The sequence below is a fragment of the Cellulosimicrobium cellulans genome (assembly GCF_016921195.1).
GTDB lineage: Bacteria > Actinomycetota > Actinomycetes > Actinomycetales > Cellulomonadaceae > Cellulosimicrobium > Cellulosimicrobium cellulans_F.
Genome location: NZ_JAFGYF010000010.1, coordinates 39607 through 62905 on the forward strand (window position 1 = coordinate 39607; position 23299 = coordinate 62905).

Genomic DNA, 23299 nt, shown 5'->3' on the forward strand with positions numbered 1-23299 from the left:
GCGGGGCCTTGGTCGGCGGGTGACGTCAGACGGCGAGAGCCATGCGGGACAGCGCCCGCGCCGCGCGTTCCATGACGACGGCGAGCGACTCGCCGACGTGCAGGTGGAGCGCGGTGCGCGCCTCGGGGAGGCGGTCGGCGAGCGCGAGCTCGAGGATCTCGATGTGCTCGTGGATGGTGATGCGGATGCGCTCGGACTCGACGAAGTCGTACATGCGCACGGCGCGCACCTTCTCGTTCACCTCGACGAGCGCCTCGGTCAGCCGTTCGTTCCCCGCCGCGCGGGACAGCACGGTGTGGAAGCGCTCGTCGAGGAGCACGAAGCTCGGGTCGGGCTCGGGGGGCGCGGCGCGCAGCTCGACCCATCGGGCGAGCTCGTCGCGCAGGGCGTCGGAGTCGTAGTGCAGCTCGGTGTTCTCGATGATGCGCTCCACCCCGCGCAGCTCGAGGGTCACGCGCAGCTCGTAGAGGTCGCGCAGCTCGGCGAGGCTCGGCACGACGACGGCGTACCCGAAGTCGGTGCGCTGGATGAGCCCGTCGGACAGGAGCCGGGACAGCGCCTCCCGCACCGGCGTGCGCGACACCTCGAACCGCCGGCTCAGCTTGGGCTCGGTGAGCCGCTCACGCGGGTCGACCCGGCCGTTGAGGATCTCGGCACGCAGCCGCGTGTAGACGGCGTCGCGCAGCGAGGTCGCAGCGGGTTCCGGCGCGGTCACGATGTCCATGCGGGGTCTCCTGGTCGTCCGGCCCGTGCGTCGTCGTCCTGCCCTGCCATCATCCCGCACCGCGGCCCCGCAGCGGTGCCGCCGGGCACGCCCCACGGATCGACGCGACGTCCCCTACACGGCCATCGCCGCACGGACGCTCTCCTCGGCCGCCTCCCCGCCCGCACCCCGGCTCGTCACGCGCCCGGACTGCAGCACGACGTAGTCGCGCGCGGCGCCGAGCGCGAACCCGACGTGCTGCTCGACGAGCAGGACGGACAGCCCGCCGGCGTCGGTGAGCGTGAGGATCGCGTCCTCGATCTCGGTGACGACGGACGGCTGGATGCCCTCGGTCGGCTCGTCGAGCACGAGCACGCGCGGGCCGGTGATGAGGGCGCGCGCGATGGCGAGCTGCTGCCGTTGGCCCCCGGACAGGAGCCCGGCGCGACGGCCGAGGAGGCCGCGGAGCGCCGGGAACAGGTCGAGCGCCTCGTCGAGGCGCCGCGGCCCTTCGCGCGACGTGTCGGCGACGAGCTGCAGGTTCTCGCGCGCCGTGAGGTCGCCGAACGACTGCTGCCCCTGCGGCACGTACGCGAGCCCGCGCCGCACACGCTGGTGGGTGGGCAGCCGGGTGACGTCCTCGCCGTCGAGCACGACGCGCCCCGACCGGGCCTTGAGCAGCCCGAGCGCGGTCCGCAGGAGCGTCGTCTTGCCGGCGCCGTTGTGCCCCAGCACGGCGGCGACGCCGCCCGCGGGCACGGTGAGGTCGACGTCGTGCAGCACCATCGTCCGGCCGTAGCCCGCGTGCAGTCCCGTCAGCTCGAGCATCACGCCTCCTTCTCGTCGGTCGTCGTGCGCGGCGACGCGTGCGCGCCCTCGGTCGTCGACGCCGAACCTCTCCGTCTGGCGCCGCGGGTCGCGCCCGCGCTGCCGAGGTAGACCTCCTGCACGCGCGGGTCGGCCTGGACCTCGGCGTACGTGCCCTCGGCGAGCACCTGACCCAGGTGCAGCACGGTCACCGAGCTCGCGAAGGCCCGGAGGAAGTCCATGTCGTGCTCGACGACGACCACGGTCCGCTGGGCGCCGATGCGCTGCAGCAGCTCGCCCGTCTGCTCGCGCTCGGCCTGGCTCATGCCGGCGACGGGCTCGTCGAGCAACAGCAGCCGGGCGTCCTGGACGAGCAGCATCCCGATCTCGAGCCACTGCTTCTGCCCGTGCGCGAGGATCCCTGCCTGGACGTCGCGCAGGTGCGCGAGCCCGACGGTCTCGAGCGCCTGCTCGACGGCCTCGGGCGTCGAGGACCGGCGGCGCAGGAGCGTCAGCGGACCGCGCCGAGCGCCCGCCGCGATGTCGAGGTTCTGCAGCACGCTGAGCTCCTCGAACACGCTCGCCGTCTGGAACGTGCGCCCGACACCGGCCCGCGCGATGCGGTGCGTCTTCCTGCCGAGCAGGTCGACCCCGCCGAACTGCACCGATCCCGACGCCCTGGCGAGACCGGTGATCGCGTCCACGATCGTCGTCTTGCCCGCACCGTTGGGCCCGATGAGGAACCGGAGGTCGCCCGCGGTGACGGTGAGGTCGACGCCCTGGACGGCGACGAACCCGTCGAACTCGACGCGCAGCCCGCGCACCTCGAGGTAGTCGTGCCGGAAGCGCGAGTCGTCGACGCCCAGGACGGACTGCGCGGCCTCGAGGTCGAGCCCGTCGCCCGCGACGCCGGTCTCGAGAAGCGTCTCTCCGGTGCCCGGCACCGGCCCGGTGGGTTGCGTGGTCATGCGGTCCTCCCGGAGGTCGCAGGGTCGTGGTCGACGGCGGTCTGTGGTTCGACCGTCGGGTTGCCGCTGCCCGGCTCACCCGTGCGCGCCGCGCCCGGGCGACTCCCGTCGGAGGTGCCGTCGTCCCCCGGGGCGGGCGCACCGCCGTCGGGCACGGAGCCGCGGCGCGAACGGCGCCACCGCGTGAACAGCTCGGCGAGCCCGCCGGGCAGGAAGGCGACGACGAGGATGAACAGAGCACCCTGGGCGTAGATCCAGCCGGACGGGAACGCCTCGGAGAGGCTCGTCTGCGCCCAGCTCACGGCGATCGACCCGACCACCGGGCCGAGGAGTGTCGCCCGACCGCCGATCGCGACGCCGATGAGGAACCCGATGGACGGCACGACGCCCACGTCGGCCGGCGAGATGATGCCGACGATCGGCACGAACAGCGCGCCGCCCACCGCGGCCATGAAGGCCGCGACCGCGTACGCGACGACCTTGACCTGCGCCGGGTCGTAGCCGAGGAACCGCACGCGGTTCTCCTGGTCGCGCACGGCGACGAGCAGCTCGCCGAACCGCGACACCATGAGCTGGCGCGCGACGGCGACCATGACGAGCAGCGCGCCTGCGGCGAGGAAGAAGAGCATGCGCTTGTTCACCGGGTCCGCGAGGTCGTACCCGAAGAACGACCGGAACCCGTTGAGGCCGTTGGTGCCGCCCGTCGTCGCCTGCTGACCGATGAGCAGGATCGCGAACGCGGCCGCGAGCGCCTGCGAGAGGATCGCGAAGTAGGCACCGCGGACGCGCCGTGTGAAGACCGCGAACCCGAGCAGCGCCGCGAGGCCCGCGGGCACGACCGCGATGGCGAGGATCGTCACGACGGGCGACCGGAACGGCTCCCACCAGCCCGGGACCTCGCCCGAGCCGTAGAGCATCATGAAGTCCGGCACGCCGCCCGGACCGGCGTCCGCGAGCTTGAGGTGCATCGCCATGATGTAGGCACCCAGACCGAAGAAGACGCCCTGCCCGAGGGTGAGCATCCCGCCCCGCCCCCACGCGAGGCCGATGCCGACCGCGACCATCGCGAGGCACAGGAACTTGCCGAGCAGGCCGAGGCGGAAGGTGGACAGCGTCGCGGGCGCGACGGCGAACAGCAGGACGGCCGCGACGGCGAACCCGACGATCACGCGGGCGCGCGAGGAGCGGTACAGGGCGGTGAGCCGGGAGGTCCTCCCGGTCGTGGCGGCGCTCATGCGAGGCTCCTCGTCCGGACCGACACGAGGCCCTGGGGTCGCACCTGGAGGAAGACGACGATGACGACGAACACGAGCACCTTGGCGATGCTCGCCGTCGTCGAGTACTCGAAGGTGGCCTGCAGCAGCCCGAGCGCGAACGCGGCGATGACCGTGCCCTTGATCTGCCCGATGCCGCCCGCGACGACGACGAGGAAGGCGTCGACGATGTAGCTCGTCCCCAGCGTCGGGCCGATCGACCCGAGCAGCGTGAGCGCAACGCCCGCGATCCCCGCGAGGCCCGAGCCGATGAAGAACGTCAGGCGGTCCGTCGCCCGCGTGGAGACGCCGCTCGCCTCCGCGAGGTCGCGGTTCTGCACGACGGCGCGGATCCGCCGACCGAGCGGCGTCACCTTGAGCACGACGGCCAGGGCGATGACCGCGACGACCGCGAGCGCGAGGATGAAGAGGCGCGTCTTGGGCACGGCCAGGCCGAACAGGTCGACGGCGCCGCTCAGCCAGGCCGGGGCGCGCACGTCGACGTTCGGGGCGCCGAACACGTCGCGCGCGACCTGCTGCAGCACGAGCGCGACGCCCCACGTGACGAGGAGCGTGTCGAGCGGCCGCTTGTACATGCGGTGGATGAGCGTCGCCTCGAGCAGCAGCCCGAGCAGACCGCCGACGAGGAACCCGAGCGGCAGCGACACGAGCAACGAGACGCCGGCGTTGCCGACGACCCCCTGCACGACGAACGCCGTGTAGGCGCCCGCCATCATGAACTCGCCGTGCGCCATGTTGATGACGCCCATCTGGCCGAACGTGAGCGCCAGCCCGAGGGCGGCGAGGAGCAGGACCGAGCCGAGGCTCAGCCCCGCGAAGAGCTGCGAGAACAGCACATCCATGGGCGTCGTGCCTTCCGGTGGGTGCGTAGCAGGACGGGTGACGTGACCGCCGAGGTGGGGGCCGGGGGTGTGCGTGCCGGGTCGTGGCGGGACTGGCGGGAGCCCGCGAGGAACGAGCGGGCGGATGGTAGACCCGGCACGCACACCCCCGGTCCCCGCCGGACTCAGCGGGTCGGGAGCGACGAAGTCGTCAGGAGAGGCCCTCGGCCCAGTCGTAGCCCTCGAGGTACGGGTCGGGCTCGATCGGCTCGCCCGAGCTCCACTCGGTGTAGATGAGGCCGTCGGGACCGATCTTGCCGATGAGCGCGGTCTTGGCGATGTGGTGGTTGTCGCCGTTCACGGTGACGGGCCCCTCGGGCGCGTCGACGGTGACGCCGTCGGCGGCCTCCTGGACGTCGGCGACGTCGAACGACTCGGCCTTCTCGACCATGCCCTTCCAGAGGTAGAGCGAGGTGTACGCCGCCTCCATCGGGTCGGACGTCACGCGGTCGGCGCCGTACTCGGCCTGGAACGCCTCGACGAACGTCGCGTTCTCGGGGCTGTCGATGGTCTGGTAGTAGTTCCAGGCCGTGAGCTGACCCTCGACGTTCTCGACGCCGACACCGCCCACCTCCTCCTCGGCGATCGACACCGACACGACGGGCATCGTGTCCGGGCCGAGGCCCGCGTTCTTGTACTCCTTGAAGAACGCCACGTTGGAGTCGCCGTTGAGCGTGTTGAACACGGCGTCCGCACCGGCGGACTTCACCTTGTTGACGATCGTGGAGAAGTCGGTGTGGCCGAGCGGCGCATACTCCTCGCCGAGGACCTCGATGCCGTTCGCCTCCGCGTAGGCGTTGATGATCTTGTTCGCGGTGCGCGGGAAGACGTAGTCGGAGCCGACGAGGAAGATCGACGTGACCCCCTGCTCCTTGAGGTAGTCGAGCGCGGGGACGATCTGCTGGTTGGTCGTGGCGCCGGTGTAGAAGATGTTCGGCGACGACTCGAGGCCCTCGTACTGGACCGGGTAGAAGAGCAGCGAGTCCTGCGCCTCGAAGACGGGGAGCATCGCCTTGCGCGACGCGGACGTCCAGCCGCCGAACACCGCGGCGACGCAGTCGCTCGTGATGAGCTTCTCCGCCTTCTCGGCGAAGACCGTGGGCTCGGACTGGCCGTCCTCCTGGACGATCTCGAGCTGCTTGCCGAGCACGCCCCCGTCGGCGTTGATCTCCTCGGCGGCGAGGGCGAGGGAGTCGGCGACGGTCTGCTCGGAGATCGCCATGGTGCCGGAGAGCGAGTTGAGGAAGCCGATCTTGACGGTGTCGCCGGAGGTGTCGACGCAGCTCTCGGCGGCGCTGGTCGCGGCGCCCGCACCGTCGCCGGTCTCGGTCCTCGCGCCGCACGCGGCGAGCGTGAGCGCGAGGACGACGAGAGCGGCGGCCGGGGCGAGACGGGTCGTGGCGCGTGAAGGTGTCACGAGAGTCCTTTCAGCGAGGGACGCGCAGCGGAGCTCTGCGCAGGTTTCTCAGCAGGAGGCCGGCGGCCGCCGCACAGGCGGTCGCTCGCCGCGGGCACCGGGTACAGGCGTGTATACGAGCACGTGCCCGGAGTGGTGCCCACTGATGTCGACGCTAGTGACGCCGTGTTTCGGCCGATCTGCCCGGCCTGTTAACGGCACGTGTCGCACGGTCACGATCCGGTCACGCGCCGGAGCACTTCTGCCGAGGTAGTCCCCCGGTAGCGCGAGGTAGAACCCTGGTCGCCGAGAGAGAGCCCTGGGCCGGCGAGGTAGAACCGCGGTCCGCCGAGGTAGAACGCTGGTGTCGAGCGATCTGGAACAAGCTCTCTACCTCGCGGTACCAGGGCTCTATCTCGCGACTACGCTCGTCCCGTGCTGCTCCGACCTGCCGAGCCCGACGACGCCGCGCGCCTCGCACTCGTGCACCACAGCGTGTGTGGCGCGCGACCTACGCCGGCCTCGTGCCCGACACCTTCTGGAGGACGGCCACGCTCGAGGAACGCACCTCGTCGTGGGAGCGCTGGCTCGGCCCGGAGGCTCCGTCCGGCCGCGGCCACGTCGTCGTCGCGGAGGTGGACGACGCGGTGGTCGGGTTCGGCATCGGCGGCCCCTCGCGGGACGTGGGCGGCCACGCGCCCGTGCGGGATGCCGAGCTGTACGCCCTGTACGTGCTGCCCGAGCACCACGGCACGGGTGCGGGACAAGCCTTGCTCGACGCCGCCGTCGCGCCCGGGCCGGCGCAGGTCTGGGTGGCCGAGGAGAACCCCCGTGCACGACGCTTCTACGCGCGCAACGGGTTCGAACCCGACGGCACTCGGCACGCCGACGCCCGCTTGGGTGGGATCGTCGAGATCCGGTTGGTCCGGTAGGGCAGGGCAGGGGCCCCGCTGCGTATCGGGGCACCTGGGCAGCGACGGAGAACCCTGCTCGTGGGTACTCCTCCGACCAGGTATCTCCCTCGGCCAACCAGAGTTCTACCTCGCGCGACCACGGTTCTACCTCGCGCGGCCACGGTTCTACCTCGCGCGGCCACGGTTCTACCTCGCGCGACCACGGTTCTCCCTCGCAGGGGTGGCCGTCAGGCGGCCGGTGCGGTCGCCGTGCGGCGGCGGGCGGTTGCGCGCAGGCCGGCGGTGAGGAGCCCGGCCGTGAGCGCGACGACCAGCGCCACACCCACGAGGCCGGCGACGCCGACGAAGATCCCGCCTGCCTCGCCGTAGTCGGCGAGCGGCATCCCTGCGAACGCGTGGTCGCGCGCCGCGTCGGCGAACCCGACCGACTCGGCCGTCGCCTCGAGGCCGTCAGGCGTCGCCGCGGCGAACGACGACACGACGACCGCGGCGAGCAGCGCGCCCGTCCCGAGCGCGAGCACCGCACGCCGCACCGCGCCGGCCGGGGCCGCCGCGAGCGACGTGGAACCCGGCGAGACAGCCGTACCCGGCGAGGCCACGGCGTCGGGCCCGACGGCACGGCTCGCCGCAGGTCGTGCCACGCCCTCGATGGCTGCGACGCCCGGAGCGACCGCGAGCACGAGCCCGACGACCCCCGCCGTGATCAGCGCCTCGCCGAGCCCGATGACCGCGTGCACGGAGAGCATCTGGCCGATGAGCTCACCCACCGAGACCGGAACCGTCCCGCCGACGGCGAAGAGCCCGGCGAACACCGCGGCCGAGGCGGGCACGCTCACGAGCGCCCCGACCCCCGCAGCGCCTGCCGCGCCCCGTCCTCGCGTCAGGCGCAGCACCCCGCGCGTCGTCGCCCAGCCGACGAGCGTCCCGACCACCGCCATGAGCAGCACGTTCGTGCCCAGCGCGGTGAGCCCGCCGTCGGCGAAGACGAGCGCCTGGACCAGCAGCACGAGCGTCACGGACAGCATGCCGAGCCACGGCCCGACGAGCGCTGCCGCGAGCGCCCCGCCCATGAGGTGCCCGCTCGTCCCGGCCGCGACGGGGTAGTTGAGCATCTGGACGGCGAAGACGAACCCGGTCGTCGCGGCCGTCAGCGCGACGCGACGGGGGGTGAGGTCCTCGCGCGCCCGGTACGCCGCGTAGCCGACGGCGGCGAGGGACACGACGGCGGTCGTCGCCGACGTGGGGTCGTTCAGGAAGTGGTCGGGGACGTGCATGTCAGGCTCCTGTCGTCAGCAGTGTCGTGCGGTGGTCGGGATGGTCGGCGCCCGACGGTCCGGCCCGTACGGCCGTGCCCGTGCTCCCACGGTCGGCGGGCGGTGCGGGGCTCGCACCTCCGGGAGCGGGCGAGGCGCGCGCGGCCCGCGCGGCCGTCGTCCAGGCCGCCACGACGGCGTCGATCCCGGCGTCGTGGGTGCTCGCGCCGAGGTGGCGGGCGAGGGCGCCGGGGCCGTCGAGGTCCAGCCGCAGCGGGTCGCCCGGGGCGGCCGACCTGCGCGTGGAGGTGTCCGCCGCCGCGGCGCGGAGCGGTGCCGGTGGTCGCGCCCCGAGGCACAGCACCGAGTCGACGACGCGCGCGTCGCCGAGGATCCCGGGCAGGGTGCGGTCGGCGTCGAGGTCGAGGTCCTCGGCGAAGAGCTCGCGCACGTGCTCCGGTCGAGCGGGGTCGCTCCGCCACGCAGGTCCCGACCCGTCCGGTGCCGCGGACTCACCGGTCCCGCCCACGCCGCGGGGCGTCCGGGCGGCACCAGGTGCCGACAGGTCGACGCGCGTGCGCGACCGCAGCCGTCCGCCGACCTCTCCCGAGCGGCCCAGGACGAGCGTCTCGCGCAGCAGCGCGACGCCCCGCTCGTGCCGCGCTCCGCCGTCGGCGAGCGACACGCGCGTCGAGCGCTCGACGTCGGCCCCGTCCGCCACGACGAACGGCAGCGCGTCCCACACGAGGAGCCCGCCGGCGTCGACCCGCACGTCCACGTCCCACGAGGCCGACCGTCCGCGCCCGGCGTACGCGACCGTGCCCGACACCTCGACGAGCTCGAGCTCGACGCCCTCCCCCGCACGCACCTCGACGCGGACGCGGTCGCCCCCGAGGAGCAGCGCACGCGTCGCGACGAGCGCCACCCGCGCGGTGCCCGGGCCGGTGGACAGGACGCGCGGGCTCAGCGCGCCGGGGCGCAGGTCGCACCGCACACGACCCGCCTCCCGGTACGCGCCGACGCGCGTCACGTCGTCCATCAGCGCCTCGTCGCTCTGAGTCTCAACCGCGTCCGACGGCGGACGCCGGCTCCGCGGGCCCGTCACCGTGCGCGTGGTCGTGCTGGTGCTCGTGCCGGTGGGAGTGCATGGCGTCGTCGTCGTGCGTGTGGAGGAAGCCGTTGCCCTCCTCGTCCGCGTGGAAGTGCGGTGCCATCGGCCCGGGGTCCTGCGGCACGTGCGCGCCCGCGCGGTGCGCCGCGAGCAGCGTCTGCACCCACGTGGTGAGCGTGTCGATGGACTCGCGGTCGAGGCGCGAGAGGGCGAGCACCGGGGCGCCGTCGCGCGCGGCCGTCGCGTCGAGGACCATCCGCGGCACGTCCACCCCGACGTACGGTGCGAGGTCGGTCTTGTTGACGACGAGCAGGTCCGCGCGCGCGATCCCCGGGCCGCCCTTGCGCGCGACGTCCCCGCCGCCCGCGACGTCGAGCACGAAGATCTGCGCGTCGACGAGCGCCGGAGAGAACGTCGCCGTGAGGTTGTCGCCGCCCGACTCGACGAGCACGACGTCGAGCGGCGCGAAGTCCTCCTCGAGGTCCTCGACCGCGAGCAGGTTGGCGGTCACGTCGTCGCGGATCGCGGTGTGCGGGCACGCGCCGGTCTCGACCGCGCGGATGCGCTCCGGGTCGAGCACCCCCGCGGAGCGCAGGAAGCGCGCGTCCTCGTCGGTGTAGATGTCGTTGGTGATGACGCCGAGCTGCAGCACGCCGGACAGCTCGCGGCACAGGAGCGCGATGAGCGAGCTCTTGCCCGTGCCGACGGGGCCGGCGACGCCGAGTCGCAGGGAACGAGTGCTGGCGGGGGTCGTCTGGTCAGGCACTGAACAGCCTCTCGGTGGTGCGGGCGTGGATCTCGGCCCACTGCTCGACGAGCGGTGCGCCGTGCGCGGGGATCGCGCGGGGGTCGGTCAGGTGGGCGACGTCGTGGGCGAGCGCGTCGATCGCGGGCTGGGCCGCGACGACCCAGCCCGTCGCGACGACGGGGTCGACCGGCTCGAGCTTGAGCGTCGCCGCGGCGACGGTCTGCACGTCCTCGTACCCGACGAGCCGCGCGACCTGGAGCGCGGACAGGCCCGCGCACGCGGCGGTCGCGCCGAGCACCGCCGGTCGCGGGGGCTGCGGCGCGCGGTCCCGGCGCACCGACGGCTGGCGGTCGCCGTGCCTCGCGGCCACGACCACCGCCGCCTCGTCCAGTGCGGCGACCGCGGGATGCCCCGCCCACAGCCGGTGGAGCAGCCGGAGGTAGCCCCGCCCGAGCCGTTGTGACGTCTCGCGGAGCGCGGGCGACGGCGTCCGGGCCGCCCAGGCGACCCACGTGTCGGCGAGGGCACGTGCGGCGGCCGACGTGTCGCCGTCGGGCCCGGGGCGCGCCGCGAGCGCCACGTGCCGCGCGACGACGGCCGTCGCCGCCTCGGTCCGGGTGACGGTGGCCAGCCGGGCGCGCACGTAGTCGGGCACGCTCGCCGCGGGCATCCCGGCCCGCAGCGCGGGCTCGAGGCCCGCGGACTGGGTGTGCCCGCCGGTGGGCAGGCGCGCGTCCGCGAGCAGCGCGAGCATGAGCTCCGCGCGCCCCTCCACGTCGACCTCCGGCATCGCGCTCATGGCTCAGAACAGCGAGTAGAGCTGCGCGAGGGGCAGCCGGTCGGCGGGAGCGGGGACCACGAGCTCGCCGTCGACCTCGATCGCGAAGGACTCCGGGTCGATGTCGATCTGCGGGAGGTAGTCGTTGTTCTTCATCTGCGCCTTGCCGACACCGCGCGTGTCCGCGACCGGGAGGAGCTGTCGGGCGAGGCCGAGGCGTTCCTCGAGGCCGTCGTCGAGCGCGGCGGGCGAGACGAACGACATGGACACGTCGGCCCCGATCGCGTCGGCGAGCGCGGGCCGCATGAGCACGGGCTGCGGCGACGGGATGGACGCGTTGGGGTCGCCGAGCGCGCCCCAGACGAGCGCGCCGCCCTTCATGACGACGCTCGGCCGGACGCCGAAGAGCTTGGGCTCCCACAGCACGAGGTCCGCGACCTTGCCCGGCTCGACCGACCCCACGTACGCGTCGATCCCGTGCGCGACGGCCGGGTTGATCGTGTACTTGGCGACGTACCGGCGCGCGCGCAGGTTGTCCGCCGGCAGCTCCGGCCCGCGTGCACCGCCGGGGTGCGCGCCACGCCGCGCCTTCATGACATGCGCAACCTGCCACGTGCGCGTGACGACCTCGCCGATGCGGCCCATGGCCTGCGCGTCGGACGACGTGATCGACATGGCGCCGAGGTCGTGGAGCACGTCCTCGGCGGCGATGGTCGTGCCGCGGATACGCGACTCGGCGAACGCGAGGTCCTCGGCGACCTGCGGGTTGAGGTGGTGGCACACCATGAGCATGTCGAGGTGCTCGGCGACGGTGTTGACCGTGTGCGGGAGCGTCGGGTTGGTCGAGCCGGGGATGACGTTCGGGTGGCTCGCGACGGTGAGGATGTCGGGCGCGTGGCCACCGCCCGCGCCCTCGGCGTGGAACGCGTGGATCGAGCGGCCGCCGATCGCGCGCAGCGTCGACTCCACGAACCCGGCCTCGTTGAGCGAGTCCGAGTGCAGCGCGACCTGGAGGCCCCAGTCGTCGGCGGCGCGCAGCGCGGCGTCGATCGCGGCCGGCGTCGACCCCCAGTCCTCGTGGACCTTGTAGCCGCCCGCGCCCGCCATGGCCTGCTCGCGCAGGCCCTCGGCGCTCACCGTGTTGCCCTTGGCGAGCAGCAGGACGTTCACGGGGAGGCGGTCGAGCGAGCGGTGGATCGCCTCGAGGTGCCACGCCCCGGGCGTGACGGTCGTGGCCTTGGTACCCTCGCTCGGCCCCGTGCCGCCGCCCGCGACGGTCGTGATGCCCGTCGCGAGCGCCTCGACCACCTGCGACGGCGAGATGAGGTGCACGTGCGAGTCGATGCCGCCCGCGGTGAGGATCTTGCCCTCCCCGCTCACGACGTCCGTGCTCGGCCCGATGTGCAGGTCCGGGTGCACGCCGTCCGCGACGTCGGGGTTGCCCGCGCGCCCGAGCGCGACGATCCGCCCGTCCCGGATCCCGACGTCGGCCTTGACGATCCCCCACCAGTCCAGCACGACGGCGTTCGTGACCACCGTGTCGAGCGCGCCCTCGGCGCGGGTCGTGGATCCCTGCGCCATCGACTCGCGGATCGACTTCCCCCCGCCGAACACGACCTCCTCGCCCCCGAACGTGCGGTCCTCCTCGACCTCGATCCACAGGTCGGTGTCGCCGAGGCGCACCTGGTCGCCCGTCGTCGGGCCGTACAGCGCGACGTAGCGCTCGCGCGAGATCGCGACCATGCGTCAGCCCTCCTCAGGGATGGTCGTGCCCGACGACGACTGGTCGCCCGGGCCCACGGGCACCTCGGGCGACGGCGGCACGCGGTCCAGCGCGCCGCCGTCGGACTTGCCGCGCTGGAGCCCCGGGACGCGGCGTCGGCCCCGGAGGGCGACGGCCTCGACCTCCGCGGACGCGCCGGGCTCGAAGCGACGCGACGTGCCGGACGGGACGTCGAGCCGGAACCCGTGCGCGGCGGCACGGTCGAACGCGAGCGCCGCGTTGGCGTCGGGCAGGTGGAGGTGCGAGCCGATCTGCACCGGCCGGTCCCCCGTGTTCGTCACGACCAGGGTCACGCGCTCGTCGTCGGTGCGGTCGGCGTTGAGGACGACGGGGACGTCCCCGGTGCCGCGCTTGAGCCGGATCGCGCCAGGTCCGCTCGTGCTGATGCCTGCCATGGGTCGCCTCGTTCTCGCTGCGTCTCGTGCGTGCGCCGGACCGGGCCGGCTCAGGCGATCGGCTGGTGGATGGTGACGAGCTTGCGCCCGTCGGGGAACGTCGCCTCGACCTGGACGTCGGGCAGCATCTCCGCGACCCCGTCCATCACCTCGTCGCGCCGGAGCACCTCGCGCCCGGCGACCATGAGCTCCTCGACGCCCGCCCCCTCGCGAGCGCGCTCGATCACCCACGTCGTGAGCAGGGCGACCGTCTCCGGGTAGTTGAGCAGCACGCCGCGCTCGCGACGGTCGCGCGCGACCATGCCCGCGACGGCGAGCAGCAGCTTCTCGGTGTCCGCGGGTGTCAGGTGCATGACCGCGATCCTGCCGGGCGTTCGTTTCCGGCGTGTATACACCGCGTTATACGCCCGTGTACCGGACCCCGGGCACGACGAAGGCCGCCGACCGGGCGAACCCGGCCGACGGCCTTCGATGTCCTGCGACCTCCCGGACGGGGCCGGGCGAGGGTCAGGCGTGGATCAGAAGTCCATGCCGCCCATGCCACCGTCGCCACCGGGAGCGGCCGGAGCCTTCTCCGGCTTGTCGGCGACGACGGCCTCGGTCGTGAGGAAGAGCGCCGCGATGGAGGCGGCGTTCTGCAGCGCGGAGCGCGTGACCTTGACCGGGTCGTTCACGCCGGCGGCGAGGAGGTCCTCGTACTCACCGGTCGCCGCGTTGAGGCCCTGGCCGGACGGGAGGTTGCGCACCTTCTCCGCCACGACGCCGCCCTCGAGGCCCGCGTTGACCGCGATCTGCTTGAGCGGGGCGTCGATCGCGGCGCGCACGATCTGCGCACCGGTCGCCTCGTCGCCCTCGAGCTCGAGCTTCTCGAACGCCACGGCACCGGCCTGGATGAGCGCGACGCCACCACCGGCGACGATGCCCTCCTCGACGGCAGCCTTCGCGTTGCGGACGGCGTCCTCGATGCGGTGCTTGCGCTCCTTGAGCTCGACCTCCGTCGCGGCACCCGCCTTGATGACGGCCACGCCGCCGGCGAGCTTCGCGAGGCGCTCCTGGAGCTTCTCGCGGTCGTAGTCGGAGTCCGACTTCTCGATCTCGCCACGGATCTGGTTGACGCGACCCTGGATCAGGTCGGCGTCGCCCGCGCCCTCGACGATCGTGGTCTCGTCCTTGGTGACGACGACCTTGCGCGCCTGGCCGAGCAGGTCCAGCGTCGCGTTCTCGAGCTTGAGGCCCACCGTCTCGGTGATGACCTGGCCGCCGGTGAGGATCGCGATGTCCTGGAGCATGGCCTTGCGGCGGTCGCCGAAGCCCGGGGCCTTGACGGCGACGGACTTGAACGTGCCACGGATCTTGTTGAGCACCAGGGTCGCGAGCGCCTCGCCCTCGACGTCCTCGGCGATGATGAGGAGCGAGCGGCCGGCCTTCATGACCTGGTCGAGGACCGGGAGCAGGTCCTTCACGTTCGAGATCTTGGACTCGACGATGAGGACGTACGGGTCCTCGAGCACGGCCTCCTGGCGCTCGGGGTCCGTCTCGAAGTAGCGCGCGAGGAAGCCCTTGTCGAAGCGCATGCCCTCGGTGAGCTCGAGCTCGAGGCCGAACGTGTTCGACTCCTCGACCGTGATGACGCCCTCCTTGCCCACCTTGTCGAGGGCCTCGGCGATGAGCTCGCCGATCGCGGGGTCGCCGGCGGAGATGGCGGCCGTGGCGGCGATCTCCTCCTTGGTCTCGATCTCCTTGGCGGCGTTGAGCAGCTGCTCGGTCACCGCGTCGACGGCCTTCTCGATGCCGCGCTTGACGGCGATCGGGTTGGCGCCGGCCGCGACGACGCGCAGGCCCTCGCGCACGAGCGCCTGGGCGAGCACGGTCGCGGTGGTGGTGCCGTCACCCGCGACGTCGTCGGTCTTCTTGGCGACCTCCTTGACGAGCTCCGCGCCGATCTTCTCGTACGGGTCCTCGAGCTCGATCTCCTTGGCGATGGAGACGCCGTCGTTCGTGATGGTCGGCGCGCCCCACTTCTTGTCGAGCACGACGTTGCGGCCCTTGGGGCCGAGGGTGACCTTGACGGTGTCGGCGAGGGCGTTGAGCCCGCGCTCCATGCTCCGACGAGCCTCCTCGTCGAAGGCGATGATCTTGGCCATGGGGAATGATCCTCCGCTGGTGGCGTATGGCGGTCGGCCGGCGCCCGCGACGGCCGGCCCGCGACGGGCGGCGTTCATGTCACGCCGCCGGGCGGGCCTCACCTGTCGACCTGGTGTGGTGCGCCGCAGCCGCGTGAACGGCTGCCAGCGCTGGTCACTTCTGTCACTCTCATGACGAGAGTGCTAACGCCATTATTGGCACTCGCAGGGGGCGAGTGCAAGACAGCCCCACCGGGTGCCTCCCCGTATCGCGACGGGCGAAACCTCCGCACCTCGCGACGCCCTTAGGATGCGCGGTGTGATCCGCGCAACACCGTCGTGGCGCCTCGCAGCAGCCCTGGCCGGCTTCGTGCTGGTCCCCGCCCTCGGCCTCACCGCCGCGACCGCCGTCGCCGCGCCCACGGGCGAGCACATCGACCTCTACCAGGACGGCGTCGCCGTCGCGACCGCCCCCGACGGCGGCGCCGCGCTCCTGCGCCTCGCCCCGGGGGCCGCGGCGACGTTCCTCCCCGGGAGCCGGGTGCTCGACCCCACGAGCCTCGACCCGTCCCGGCTCGCCGCGGGCGTCGACCCGGCCGACGGCGAGGCGAATCGGCTCGCCCAGGTCGCCGGGGCGTCGCTCGACGCGTCGACGCTCCTCGACCCCGACGCCGCTCGCGACGCCGCCGCGGCGTCCCGCGCCTGGCTCGCGTCCGGCGTCGTCCCGGGCGCGGACGGGCCGTTCGCGGCGCTCGGCGAGGCCGCGCTCCTCGACCTGCGCGCCCTGACGCTCGAGGACGGCGCCGCGCTCGCCGCCCCCTCGCCCAAGTGGCGCTACGTGTGGCCGCGCGACGCGTCGTTCACCGCGGCGGCGTTCGCGCGCACCGGTCACGTCGACGACGCACGCGACGTCCTCGGCTTCCTCGCCCGCGTCCAGGAGGACGACGGGTCGTTCCACGCGCGCTACCTGCCCGACGGCTCGGGTGTCCCCGACGACCGCGGCCTCCAGTCCGACGGCGTCGGCTGGGTCCTGTGGGCGGCGGACGTCGTGCTCGAGGAGACGCCCGCCGCGGCGCGGCGCGAGGTCGCCGCCGAGCTGCGCCCCCTCGTGGACGCGGCGACGGACCACGCGCTCTCGCTCGTCGACGGCGAGGACCCGCTGCCCCCGCCGTCGAGCGACTACTGGGAGGTCGGGCCGACGGCGCTGACCCTCGGTACCGCCGGCCCCCTGCTCGCCGGGCTCGAGGCAGCGGCCGACGTCTACGCCGCGGCGGGCGACACGGCGCGGGCCACCGAGGCGACGCTCGGCGCCGCACGGCTGCGGATGGCCGTCGAGCGGTCGTTCGGGTCCCAGGGCTACCCGCGCCACGTGACCGGCGGCGCGCGCGACGCGTCGACCGCGTTCGTGCTGCCGCCGTTCCAGCCCGAGCCGCTCGCGGGAGCGGACGTCGCCTGGCGCGCGTCGGTCACCGAGATGCTGCGCCCCGCCGGTGGGCTCGCGCCCGGGGCGGGCTGGCGCGAGGACGGTATCTCCTGGACACCGCAGACGACGCTCTACGCGCTCACCGCCGCGTCGTCGTCGGACCCGGAGGACCGGGCCGACGCACGGGAGTGGCTCCGCTGGGTCGACGACCATCGCACCGCGTCGGGCGCGATCCCGGAGAAGGTCCTCGCGGACGGCTCCCCCGCCGCCGTCGCACCGCTGTCCTGGAGCTCGGCGCTCGTCGTGCTCACGCTCGTCGAGCTCGACGAGCAGGAGCCCGTCGCCCCGACGCGGTAGGGCGCGGTCAGGGCCGCGTGCCTGCCCCCGCCGTCGGCGCCAGGCTCGGCTCCTCCCGCACGTCGAACTCCCGGCGCAGCACACGCCGCGCGGCGTACCAGCCGCCGAGCCCGTGCACGCCGGGCCCGGGTGGGGTCGACGCCGAGCACAGATACACGCCCTCGAGGCCGACGGCGTACGGGTCGAGGCGGGGCGTCGGCCGCGCGACCATCTGCCACATGCTCACGGCGCCGCCCGCGATGTCGCCGCCCACGTAGCTCTCGTCGTGCGCCGCCATCTCCGCGGCGGGTACGCAGCGCGACGCGACGACGAGGTCCCGCGCGCCCGGGGCGAACCGCTCGAGCTGACCGAGGACGTCCTCGGTCACGTCGCGCGTCGAGCCGGCGGGCACGTGCGCGTACGTCCACAGGGGCCGCAGCCCGCCGGACCCGCGCGCCGGGTCGACGACGGTCGGGTCGCTGACCAGGACCACCGGACGCGGGGCGTGGCGTCCGGCCGCGACGTCGGCCTCGGCGCGCGCCATCTCGGCGCGTGTGCCGCCGAGGTGGACCGTGCCGGCGCGACCTACCTCCGGGTCCGCCCACGGGACCGGCCCGGAGAGCACGAGGTCGACCTTCGCGGCGGCGTCGCCGTGGCGGAACCGCCGAAGGGCGTTCTCGGCGCGCGGCGGAAGGCGGTCCGCGAAGACGTCCACGACGACGCGCGGCGCCGTGTCGAACACGTACGCCCGGGCTCGCGGCAGGTCGGCGAGCGAGCCCACACGGTGACCCGTGACGACCTCCCCGCCGTGCGCGCGCAGGTCGTCCAGGAGGGCCGCGACGATCGCGCCCGAGCCGCCGCGCGGCAGCGGCCATCCACCGGGAGCGTGACCGAGCGAGGCGAGAAGGACCGCCGTGCCGGCCGCGGCCAGCGACGGCAGTCGCGAGATGGCGTGCGCCGCGACGCCCGTGAGGAGCGAACCAGCCTCGTCGGTGCGGAACCGCCGCGTCCACGCCGCGCTCCCCTGCTCGAGCACCGCTGCTCCGAACCGGGCCGCCACCGCTGCGCCGCTCGGCGTCAGCGCGCGACCCGGTACGGAGCGCTTGTCGCCCAGGGCGACGGCAACGACGTCGCGCCAGCCGTCGACGAGCGGTCCCAGCAGCGCGCGCCAGGCGGCGCCGTCGACGCCGAGGCGCTCGACCGTGCGGTCGAGGTCGTGAAAGGCGATGCCTGCGCGGCCGCCGTCGAGCGGGTGCGCGTACGACACCTCGGGCGCGAGCAGCTCCACGCCGCGCGCGCCGAGGTCCAACGCCTCGAAGAACGGCGACGCCCACGCCATCGGGTGGACGGCCGAGCACACGTCATGGACGACCCCGTCCGCGAGGTCGAGGTCGAGCGTGCGGGAGCCACCGCCGATGGTCGGCTGCGCCTCGAGGACGCGGACGGCGAGACCGGCGCGTGCGAGGGTCACGGCGGCGGCCAGCCCGTTGGGGCCCGAACCGACGACGACGGCGTCGAGGTTCTCCGTCACGCGACCCTCAGGGGCGGCGTCAGAGCGGCCGCACCTGCTCGGCCTGCGGGCCCTTGGTGCCCTGTCCGAGCTCGAACTCGACCTCCTGGCCCTCGTCGAGGGTGCGGTAGCCGTCGGTCTGGATCGCGCTGAAGTGCACGAAGAGGTCCTGTCCGCCGGCGGCAGGCGTGATGAACCCGTAGCCCTTCTCGGCGTTGAACCACTTCACGGTGCCCTGAGCCATCTATCTCTCCTCGTGCATCGTCGCCCGCGAGGCGACCCCCGCCCCGTGGTAGCCCGAGCCTAGCCCGCGGCGGGCGCGCGCGGAAGGTCGGACGCGCAGCGTGACGCAAGCAGGAGCTCCGGCGAACGAGCAGGTCACACGGGTGCGACCTCAGTCCCCGTGATCGAGGGCGGGCGCAGCCGTCAGCCGACGGGGGTGAGCTCCGACTTGATGATGACGGCGACGTCGCCGGTGTTGAGGGAGTCGACCTGGACCACGTTCTCCGCCGGGATCCCGAGCGTCGCCGCGACGGCGGCGGCCGTGTCGCTGCGGTTCGGCACGTACCAGACGGTCGTGACGTCGGGGCTCTCGCTCCCCCGGGGGAAGTCCCCCGCCTCGGTGTTGCTGAAGCCCTGCGCGTCGAGGGCGTCCTTGCCCTTGCGGGCCTCTCCGCCGATCCCGCTGTCGTTCAGCACGCGGACGTACGCGCTCGGGTCGGCCGCGGCCATGAGCGTCGCGAGGTCCGGAGCCGCCGGCGTCTCCTCGACGGGCGGCTCCTCCGTGGCCGGGGGCTCCTCCGTCGCGGGGGGCTCCTCGGTCTCCTCGGCGGGCGGCGCCTCGGTCTCCTCGGCCGCGGGCTCGGTGGACTGCGCCTGCGGCGGGTTCTCGGTCGCGCCGTTGTCCGACAGCAGCGCGACGCCCCCGTACGCGAGGCCGGCGAAGACGACGGCGACCAGGAGGAACGGCCACGTCTTGCTCCACCCGCTGCGCGGCGTGCGGTGCACCCCCACGGGCGCACCCTGCGGCGCGGGCGCGTCGAACTCGTCGGGCGCGTACGGGTAGCGGCTCTTCGTCACGGCGACAGGGTAGCCCGGTCAAGGCCGTTGACTAAACGCCCGGTTCGCGCAGACTTCACCGGCGATCGGCGCATCCGAGGTCACAGACCCTCGAGCCGGCGGGCGGTGCGGGCCCGCTGCCTGGTGGAACGCATCCGGCGCAGCCGCTTGACGAGCATGGGGTCGTGCGCGAGCGCCGCCGGAGAGTCGATGAGCGCGTTGAGCACCTGGTAGTAGCGCGTCGCGGTCATGTCGAACAGCTCGCGCACCGCCTGCTCCTTGGCCCCCGAGTACTTCCACCACTGCCGCTCGAACGCCAGGATCTCCTGGTCCCGCTCGCTCAGGCCCGACGCCGAGCCCTCCTGGACGGTCGGGTCGCCGACCGCGTCGGGTCCGTCGAGCACGTACGCCGCCTCGCTCATCGTTCCCTCCCTGCACTCTCTCGTCACGGGACCTGCGCACCCCGGTGCGTCTGGCCGCCTCTCAGGGTACGCACGAACCACACGGGTGTCATTCGTCCCCGCCGGAGTCCGCCGAGGCCCTCCGCGCGCCGGATAGGCTCGGTGCCGTGGAGAGCGCACCCGCCCAGCCCGTCGACGTCGGTCCGGGCAGCACCCCGGCCGGCACCGATCCGACGCCGAGCCCTCGCCCCCCGCTCGCGAGCATCATGGCGCCCGACTGGGCCCAGGCCCTCGCGCCGGTCGAGCCGCAGCTCCACGCGCTCGGGGACTTCCTGCGCGCGGAGGTCGCGGCCGGTCGGGAGTACCTGCCCGCGCCGTCGGCGATCCTCAACGCCTTCTCGCGCCCGCTCGCGGACGTGCGCGTGCTCGTCGTCGGACAGGACCCCTACCCGACGCCGGGGCACCCGATGGGGCTGTCGTTCTCCGTGCAGCCGCACGTGCGCCCGGTGCCGCGCTCGCTCCAGAACATCTTCGCGGAGCTCGCGGAGGACGTCGGCGCCCCCACGCCCGCGAACGGCGACCTCACCGCGTGGAGCGACCAGGGCGTCATGCTCCTCAACAGGGTGCTCACCGTCCGCCCGGGCGAGCCGGGTTCGCACCGCGGCCAGGGCTGGGAGGCCGTCACGGAGGCCGCGATCCGGGCGCTCGTCGCCCGCGACGCCCCGCTCGTCGCGATCCTGTGGGGCCGCGACGCCGCGACGCTGCGCCCGATGCTCGGCGACACTCCCGTCGTCGCGAGCGCCCACCCGAGCCCGCTCTCCGCGCGCCGCGGGTTCTTCGGCTCCCGCCCGTTCTCCCGCGTCAACGAGCTCCTCGTCGCCCAGGGCGCCGACCCTGTCGACTGGACCCTCCCGACGGCGTAGGCCCACCCGCCGCGGGAGAACCTCGGTCACCCACGGAGAACCGTCGTCACGCGAGGTAGAGCCGTGGTCCGCCGAGGTAGAGCCGTGGTCGCGCGAGGTAGAGCCGTGGTTCTTGGGCTCGACGGCGTGTGGTCGCCCTGGGTGGGCGGGGTGGGTGGTGGTGCCGCGTCTACCATCCGCCGCTCGTTCCTCGCGGCTCGCGCCAGGCCCGACCACGACGCGGCACCACCACCCACCCCGCCCGGCGTCGTCTCGCCCTGGTCGTCACTCACCCGGGTGACCGCCCGCGGGGTCCGGTGTGCCCAACGCCTCGTCGCCACCGTGCGCCCGGGACCAGCCACCGCAAGACTCACAGGTTCTACCTCGCGCGACCGCGGTCCTGCCTCGCGCGACCGGGATCCGCTCGGCGGGGGCACAGCGGTGGTGGGAGCAGAATGGGCGGGTGACGACGCAGAACCCGACGACCACTCCCCTGGCCGGTGACGCCTCCGACGCACGCCGAGCCGACGACGCCCCGCCCCGTTGGACGAGCTACGTCGCGATCGGCGACTCGTTCACCGAGGGCCTGTGGGACCCCTACCCCGGTGAGGAGGACCACCAGCGCGGCTGGGCCGACCTCCTCGCGCAGCACCTCGCGGCTCGACGCGTCGCGGCGGGAGAGGAGCCGCTGCGCTACGCGAACCTCGCGATCCGCGGACGCAAGCTGCGCTCGATCCTCACCGAGCAGGTCCCGACGGCGCTGGAGCTGAAGCCGGACCTCGTGAGCATCATCGGCGGCGGCAACGACATCCTGCGGCCGAACGCCGACGTCGACCGGCTCGCGCGCAACCTCGAGCACGCCGTGGCGCGCCTGCGCGGGGCGGGGATCGACGTGCTCATGGCGACCGGCTTCGACGCCTCGCAGTCGCCGCTCGTGAGCCTCACGCGCCCGCGCGTCGGGGTGTACAACGCGCACATCTGGTCGATCGCGCGCCGCCAGGGTGCGTACGTGCTCGACCTGTGGGGCATGCGCGCGCTCCAGGACTGGCGGGTGTGGTCGGAGGACCGCATCCACCTGACGCCCGAGGGCCACCGGCGGGTCGCGCAGGCGGCGCTCGTCGGGCTGGGGCAGGCGCCCGACGACGCGGCGTGGGACGACCCGCTCGCTCCCCTCCCGCCGCTCCCGGCGCTGGACCGGGCGCGGCAGAACGCGCAGTGGGTGCGCACGCACGTCGTGCCGTGGGCGCAACGCCGGATCCGGGGGACGTCGTCGGGCGACGGCCGGCTCCCCAAGGCACCCGAGCTCCTCCCGGTGCCGCTCGCCGACCGCTGAGCGCGGACGAGATCGGCAGCTCCTGCCCGGATCGGCGGTCGGAGCTGCCGATCCGGGCAGGAACCGCCGACCTCACGATGCCGCACCGGAACGACGACGCCCCCGGCTCCTCGCGGAACCGGGGGCGTCGGGGGGTGGAGCCGCCTGTCGGGTTCGAACCGACGACCTTTCGCTTACAAGGCGAGTGCTCTACCAGCTGAGCTAAGGCGGCGTGCCCGGCCTGCCGGGCGAGCGAACAGACTACCTGCTCACCCGGCCGGTCCGGGAGCACAGGCCCGCGCCGGTGGCGCGGGCCCGCGGCGGTCAGCCCTGCGCGGCCGTGACGGCCTCCGAGAGCGCGTTCGGGTCGCTCCAGTTGCCGTCCCAGCGCTCGCCGTCGATCGTGATCGTCGGCGTGCCGAAGCCGCCGGACTGCGGGTTCACGAGGGACTCGTCCTGCGTGACGAGGCTCGTCGCGGTGGCGGCCCAGTCGCCGTACGTCTCGACGGCGGTCCCGTCGGCGATGCCCGCGGCGACGTCGGCCGGGACGCCGGCCTGCTCGGCCAGGTCCGCGATCTGCTCGTCGGTGAGGGTCGAGACGTTCTCCTCGGGCTGGTTCTGGAACATGATCGCGTTGAACGCGTTCATCTGCTCCGGCGCGCGGTCCGCGACCCACGCGGCGGCCGCCGCGGAGCGGGTCGAGAACTGCTGCGCGTTCGCCATGCGGTCGAGGATCGAGACGGGGTGCAGGACGACGGTGATGTCACCCGACTCGCGGAGCTGGTCGAGCATCGCGCCGTTCGTCTCCTCGAACTGGCCGCAGATGGGGCACATGTAGTCGAGGTAGACGCCGACCTCGACCGCGCCCTCGTTCTCCGTCCCGGCCGCGCCGTCGGCGCCCATCGGGATGCCGCCGTCGTCGCGGGACGTCGAGGGGCTCGTCACGTCGGCGAGGTTGCCGGCCGCGACCGCGTCGATCGTCTTGTTCTGGTCCTTCATGGCCGGGATCCACACGGCGAGGAACACGCCGACGAGGACGAGGACGCCCGCGACGAGCGCTCCGATCGTGATGAGGCGGTTCCGCTTGTCGCGCTTGGCCTGCGCCTCGCGCAGCGCCAGGGCCTCCGCGCGCGCGGCCTCGCGGCGCTGGGCCTTGGTCTGGGTTTCGTTGCTGGGCATGGTCGTCCTCCGAGGGAGTTCCGAGAGCTGGGGATGTGTCGGG

The 23299-nt window shown here is 73.8% G+C and carries 23 protein-coding genes and 1 tRNA gene; 4 read left to right on the plus strand and 20 right to left on the minus strand.

What is annotated here, in order from left to right:
• Positions 1 to 25 precede the first annotated feature (25 nt).
• The 6 genes from JN535_RS17095 to urtA form a co-directional block, all read right to left on the minus strand.
• Complete coding sequence (locus JN535_RS17095) at positions 26 to 724, minus strand: GntR family transcriptional regulator (protein ID WP_205206943.1); 699 nt, start codon at positions 722 to 724, stop codon at positions 26 to 28.
• A 114-nt stretch (positions 725 to 838) separates the two neighbouring features.
• Positions 839 to 1531 (minus strand): urea ABC transporter ATP-binding subunit UrtE, encoded by a 693-nt coding sequence (gene urtE / locus JN535_RS17100; RefSeq protein ID WP_155097875.1) that lies wholly within the window; start codon positions 1529 to 1531, stop codon positions 839 to 841.
• Positions 1531 to 2478 (minus strand): urea ABC transporter ATP-binding protein UrtD, encoded by a 948-nt coding sequence (urtD, locus tag JN535_RS17105; protein ID WP_155097876.1) that lies wholly within the window; start codon positions 2476 to 2478, stop codon positions 1531 to 1533. Before urtD ends, urtE begins: the two co-directional genes overlap by 1 nt.
• Positions 2475 to 3713, minus strand: a complete 1239-nt coding sequence (gene urtC, locus JN535_RS17110) for an urea ABC transporter permease subunit UrtC (RefSeq protein WP_205206945.1) — start codon at positions 3711 to 3713, stop codon at positions 2475 to 2477. The genes urtD and urtC overlap by 4 nt, the downstream gene beginning before the upstream one ends.
• Positions 3710 to 4594, minus strand: coding sequence for an urea ABC transporter permease subunit UrtB (urtB, locus tag JN535_RS17115; RefSeq protein WP_205206953.1), 885 nt, complete (start codon positions 4592 to 4594; stop codon positions 3710 to 3712). Before urtB ends, urtC begins: the two co-directional genes overlap by 4 nt.
• A gap of 190 nt (positions 4595 to 4784) precedes the next feature.
• Positions 4785 to 6050 (minus strand): urea ABC transporter substrate-binding protein, encoded by a 1266-nt coding sequence (gene urtA, locus JN535_RS17120; RefSeq protein WP_205206954.1) that lies wholly within the window; start codon positions 6048 to 6050, stop codon positions 4785 to 4787.
• 503 nt (positions 6051 to 6553) lie between these two features.
• On the opposite strand from urtA, the gene JN535_RS21620 reads away from it, so the two are divergent.
• Positions 6554 to 6961: a GNAT family N-acetyltransferase gene (locus JN535_RS21620; RefSeq protein WP_307868880.1), complete on the plus strand. Its 408-nt coding sequence runs from the start codon at positions 6554 to 6556 to the stop codon at positions 6959 to 6961.
• Between the two features lie 209 nt (positions 6962 to 7170).
• On the opposite strand, the gene JN535_RS20950 is transcribed toward JN535_RS21620, so the two are convergent.
• The 8 genes from JN535_RS20950 to groL all read right to left on the minus strand — a co-directional run bounded on the left by JN535_RS20950 (position 7171) and on the right by groL (position 15155).
• The gene (locus JN535_RS20950) at positions 7171 to 8217 is read right to left on the minus strand and encodes an energy-coupling factor ABC transporter permease (RefSeq protein WP_240201356.1); all 1047 of its coding nucleotides are present in this window, start codon (positions 8215 to 8217) and stop codon (positions 7171 to 7173) included.
• Between the two features lies 1 nt (position 8218).
• On the minus strand, positions 8219 to 9235 hold the full coding sequence (locus tag JN535_RS17135) for an urease accessory protein UreD (protein WP_205206956.1): 1017 nt from the start codon (positions 9233 to 9235) through the stop codon (positions 8219 to 8221).
• 22 nt (positions 9236 to 9257) lie between these two features.
• The gene (gene ureG / locus JN535_RS17140) at positions 9258 to 10073 is read right to left on the minus strand and encodes an urease accessory protein UreG (protein ID WP_205206958.1); all 816 of its coding nucleotides are present in this window, start codon (positions 10071 to 10073) and stop codon (positions 9258 to 9260) included.
• Positions 10066 to 10854 carry an urease accessory protein UreF gene (locus JN535_RS17145; protein WP_205206960.1) on the minus strand — a complete coding sequence of 263 codons (789 nt, stop codon included), beginning with the start codon at positions 10852 to 10854 and terminating at the stop codon, positions 10066 to 10068. The genes ureG and JN535_RS17145 overlap by 8 nt, the downstream gene beginning before the upstream one ends.
• A gap of 3 nt (positions 10855 to 10857) precedes the next feature.
• Entirely contained in the window at positions 10858 to 12576 is a 1719-nt protein-coding gene (locus JN535_RS17150; protein ID WP_240201357.1) for an urease subunit alpha, read from the minus strand.
• Between the two features lie 3 nt (positions 12577 to 12579).
• Positions 12580 to 13011, minus strand: a complete 432-nt coding sequence (ureB, locus tag JN535_RS20955; protein ID WP_240201358.1) for an urease subunit beta — start codon at positions 13009 to 13011, stop codon at positions 12580 to 12582.
• Positions 13012 to 13061: 50 nt separating this feature from the next.
• Positions 13062 to 13364: an urease subunit gamma gene (locus JN535_RS17155; protein ID WP_205206962.1), complete on the minus strand. Its 303-nt coding sequence runs from the start codon at positions 13362 to 13364 to the stop codon at positions 13062 to 13064.
• 165 nt (positions 13365 to 13529) lie between these two features.
• Positions 13530 to 15155 (minus strand): chaperonin GroEL, encoded by a 1626-nt coding sequence (gene groL, locus JN535_RS17160; protein WP_205206964.1) that lies wholly within the window; start codon positions 15153 to 15155, stop codon positions 13530 to 13532.
• A gap of 298 nt (positions 15156 to 15453) precedes the next feature.
• Between groL and JN535_RS17165 the strand changes: the two genes are divergently transcribed.
• A complete protein-coding gene (locus tag JN535_RS17165; protein WP_205206966.1) occupies positions 15454 to 16914 on the plus strand; it encodes a glycoside hydrolase family 15 in 1461 nt (486 codons plus the stop codon).
• Between the two features lie 7 nt (positions 16915 to 16921).
• Here JN535_RS17165 and JN535_RS17170 read toward each other — a convergent pair whose 3' ends face one another.
• The 4 genes from JN535_RS17170 to JN535_RS17185 all read right to left on the minus strand — a co-directional run bounded on the left by JN535_RS17170 (position 16922) and on the right by JN535_RS17185 (position 19884).
• The gene (locus JN535_RS17170) at positions 16922 to 18424 is read right to left on the minus strand and encodes a phytoene desaturase family protein (protein ID WP_205206968.1); all 1503 of its coding nucleotides are present in this window, start codon (positions 18422 to 18424) and stop codon (positions 16922 to 16924) included.
• A 19-nt stretch (positions 18425 to 18443) separates the two neighbouring features.
• Positions 18444 to 18647: a cold-shock protein gene (locus tag JN535_RS17175; protein ID WP_205206970.1), complete on the minus strand. Its 204-nt coding sequence runs from the start codon at positions 18645 to 18647 to the stop codon at positions 18444 to 18446.
• A 182-nt stretch (positions 18648 to 18829) separates the two neighbouring features.
• Positions 18830 to 19483 carry a LytR C-terminal domain-containing protein gene (locus tag JN535_RS21625; protein WP_205206972.1) on the minus strand — a complete coding sequence of 218 codons (654 nt, stop codon included), beginning with the start codon at positions 19481 to 19483 and terminating at the stop codon, positions 18830 to 18832.
• A gap of 80 nt (positions 19484 to 19563) precedes the next feature.
• Complete coding sequence (locus tag JN535_RS17185; protein WP_240201359.1) at positions 19564 to 19884, minus strand: DUF3263 domain-containing protein; 321 nt, start codon at positions 19882 to 19884, stop codon at positions 19564 to 19566.
• A 242-nt stretch (positions 19885 to 20126) separates the two neighbouring features.
• Between JN535_RS17185 and JN535_RS17190 the strand changes: the two genes are divergently transcribed.
• Positions 20127 to 20786: a uracil-DNA glycosylase gene (locus tag JN535_RS17190; RefSeq protein WP_307868901.1), complete on the plus strand. Its 660-nt coding sequence runs from the start codon at positions 20127 to 20129 to the stop codon at positions 20784 to 20786.
• Between the two features lie 472 nt (positions 20787 to 21258).
• A complete protein-coding gene (locus JN535_RS17195; RefSeq protein WP_240201374.1) occupies positions 21259 to 22098 on the plus strand; it encodes an SGNH/GDSL hydrolase family protein in 840 nt (279 codons plus the stop codon).
• Between the two features lie 135 nt (positions 22099 to 22233).
• On the opposite strand, the gene JN535_RS17200 is transcribed toward JN535_RS17195, so the two are convergent.
• Together JN535_RS17200 and JN535_RS17205 are read right to left on the minus strand one after the other, a co-directional pair.
• A tRNA-Thr gene (locus tag JN535_RS17200) sits at positions 22234 to 22309 on the minus strand.
• Between the two features lie 92 nt (positions 22310 to 22401).
• A complete protein-coding gene (locus JN535_RS17205) occupies positions 22402 to 23256 on the minus strand; it encodes a DsbA family protein (RefSeq protein WP_205206974.1) in 855 nt (284 codons plus the stop codon).
• Between the last annotated feature and the right edge of the window lie 43 nt (positions 23257 to 23299).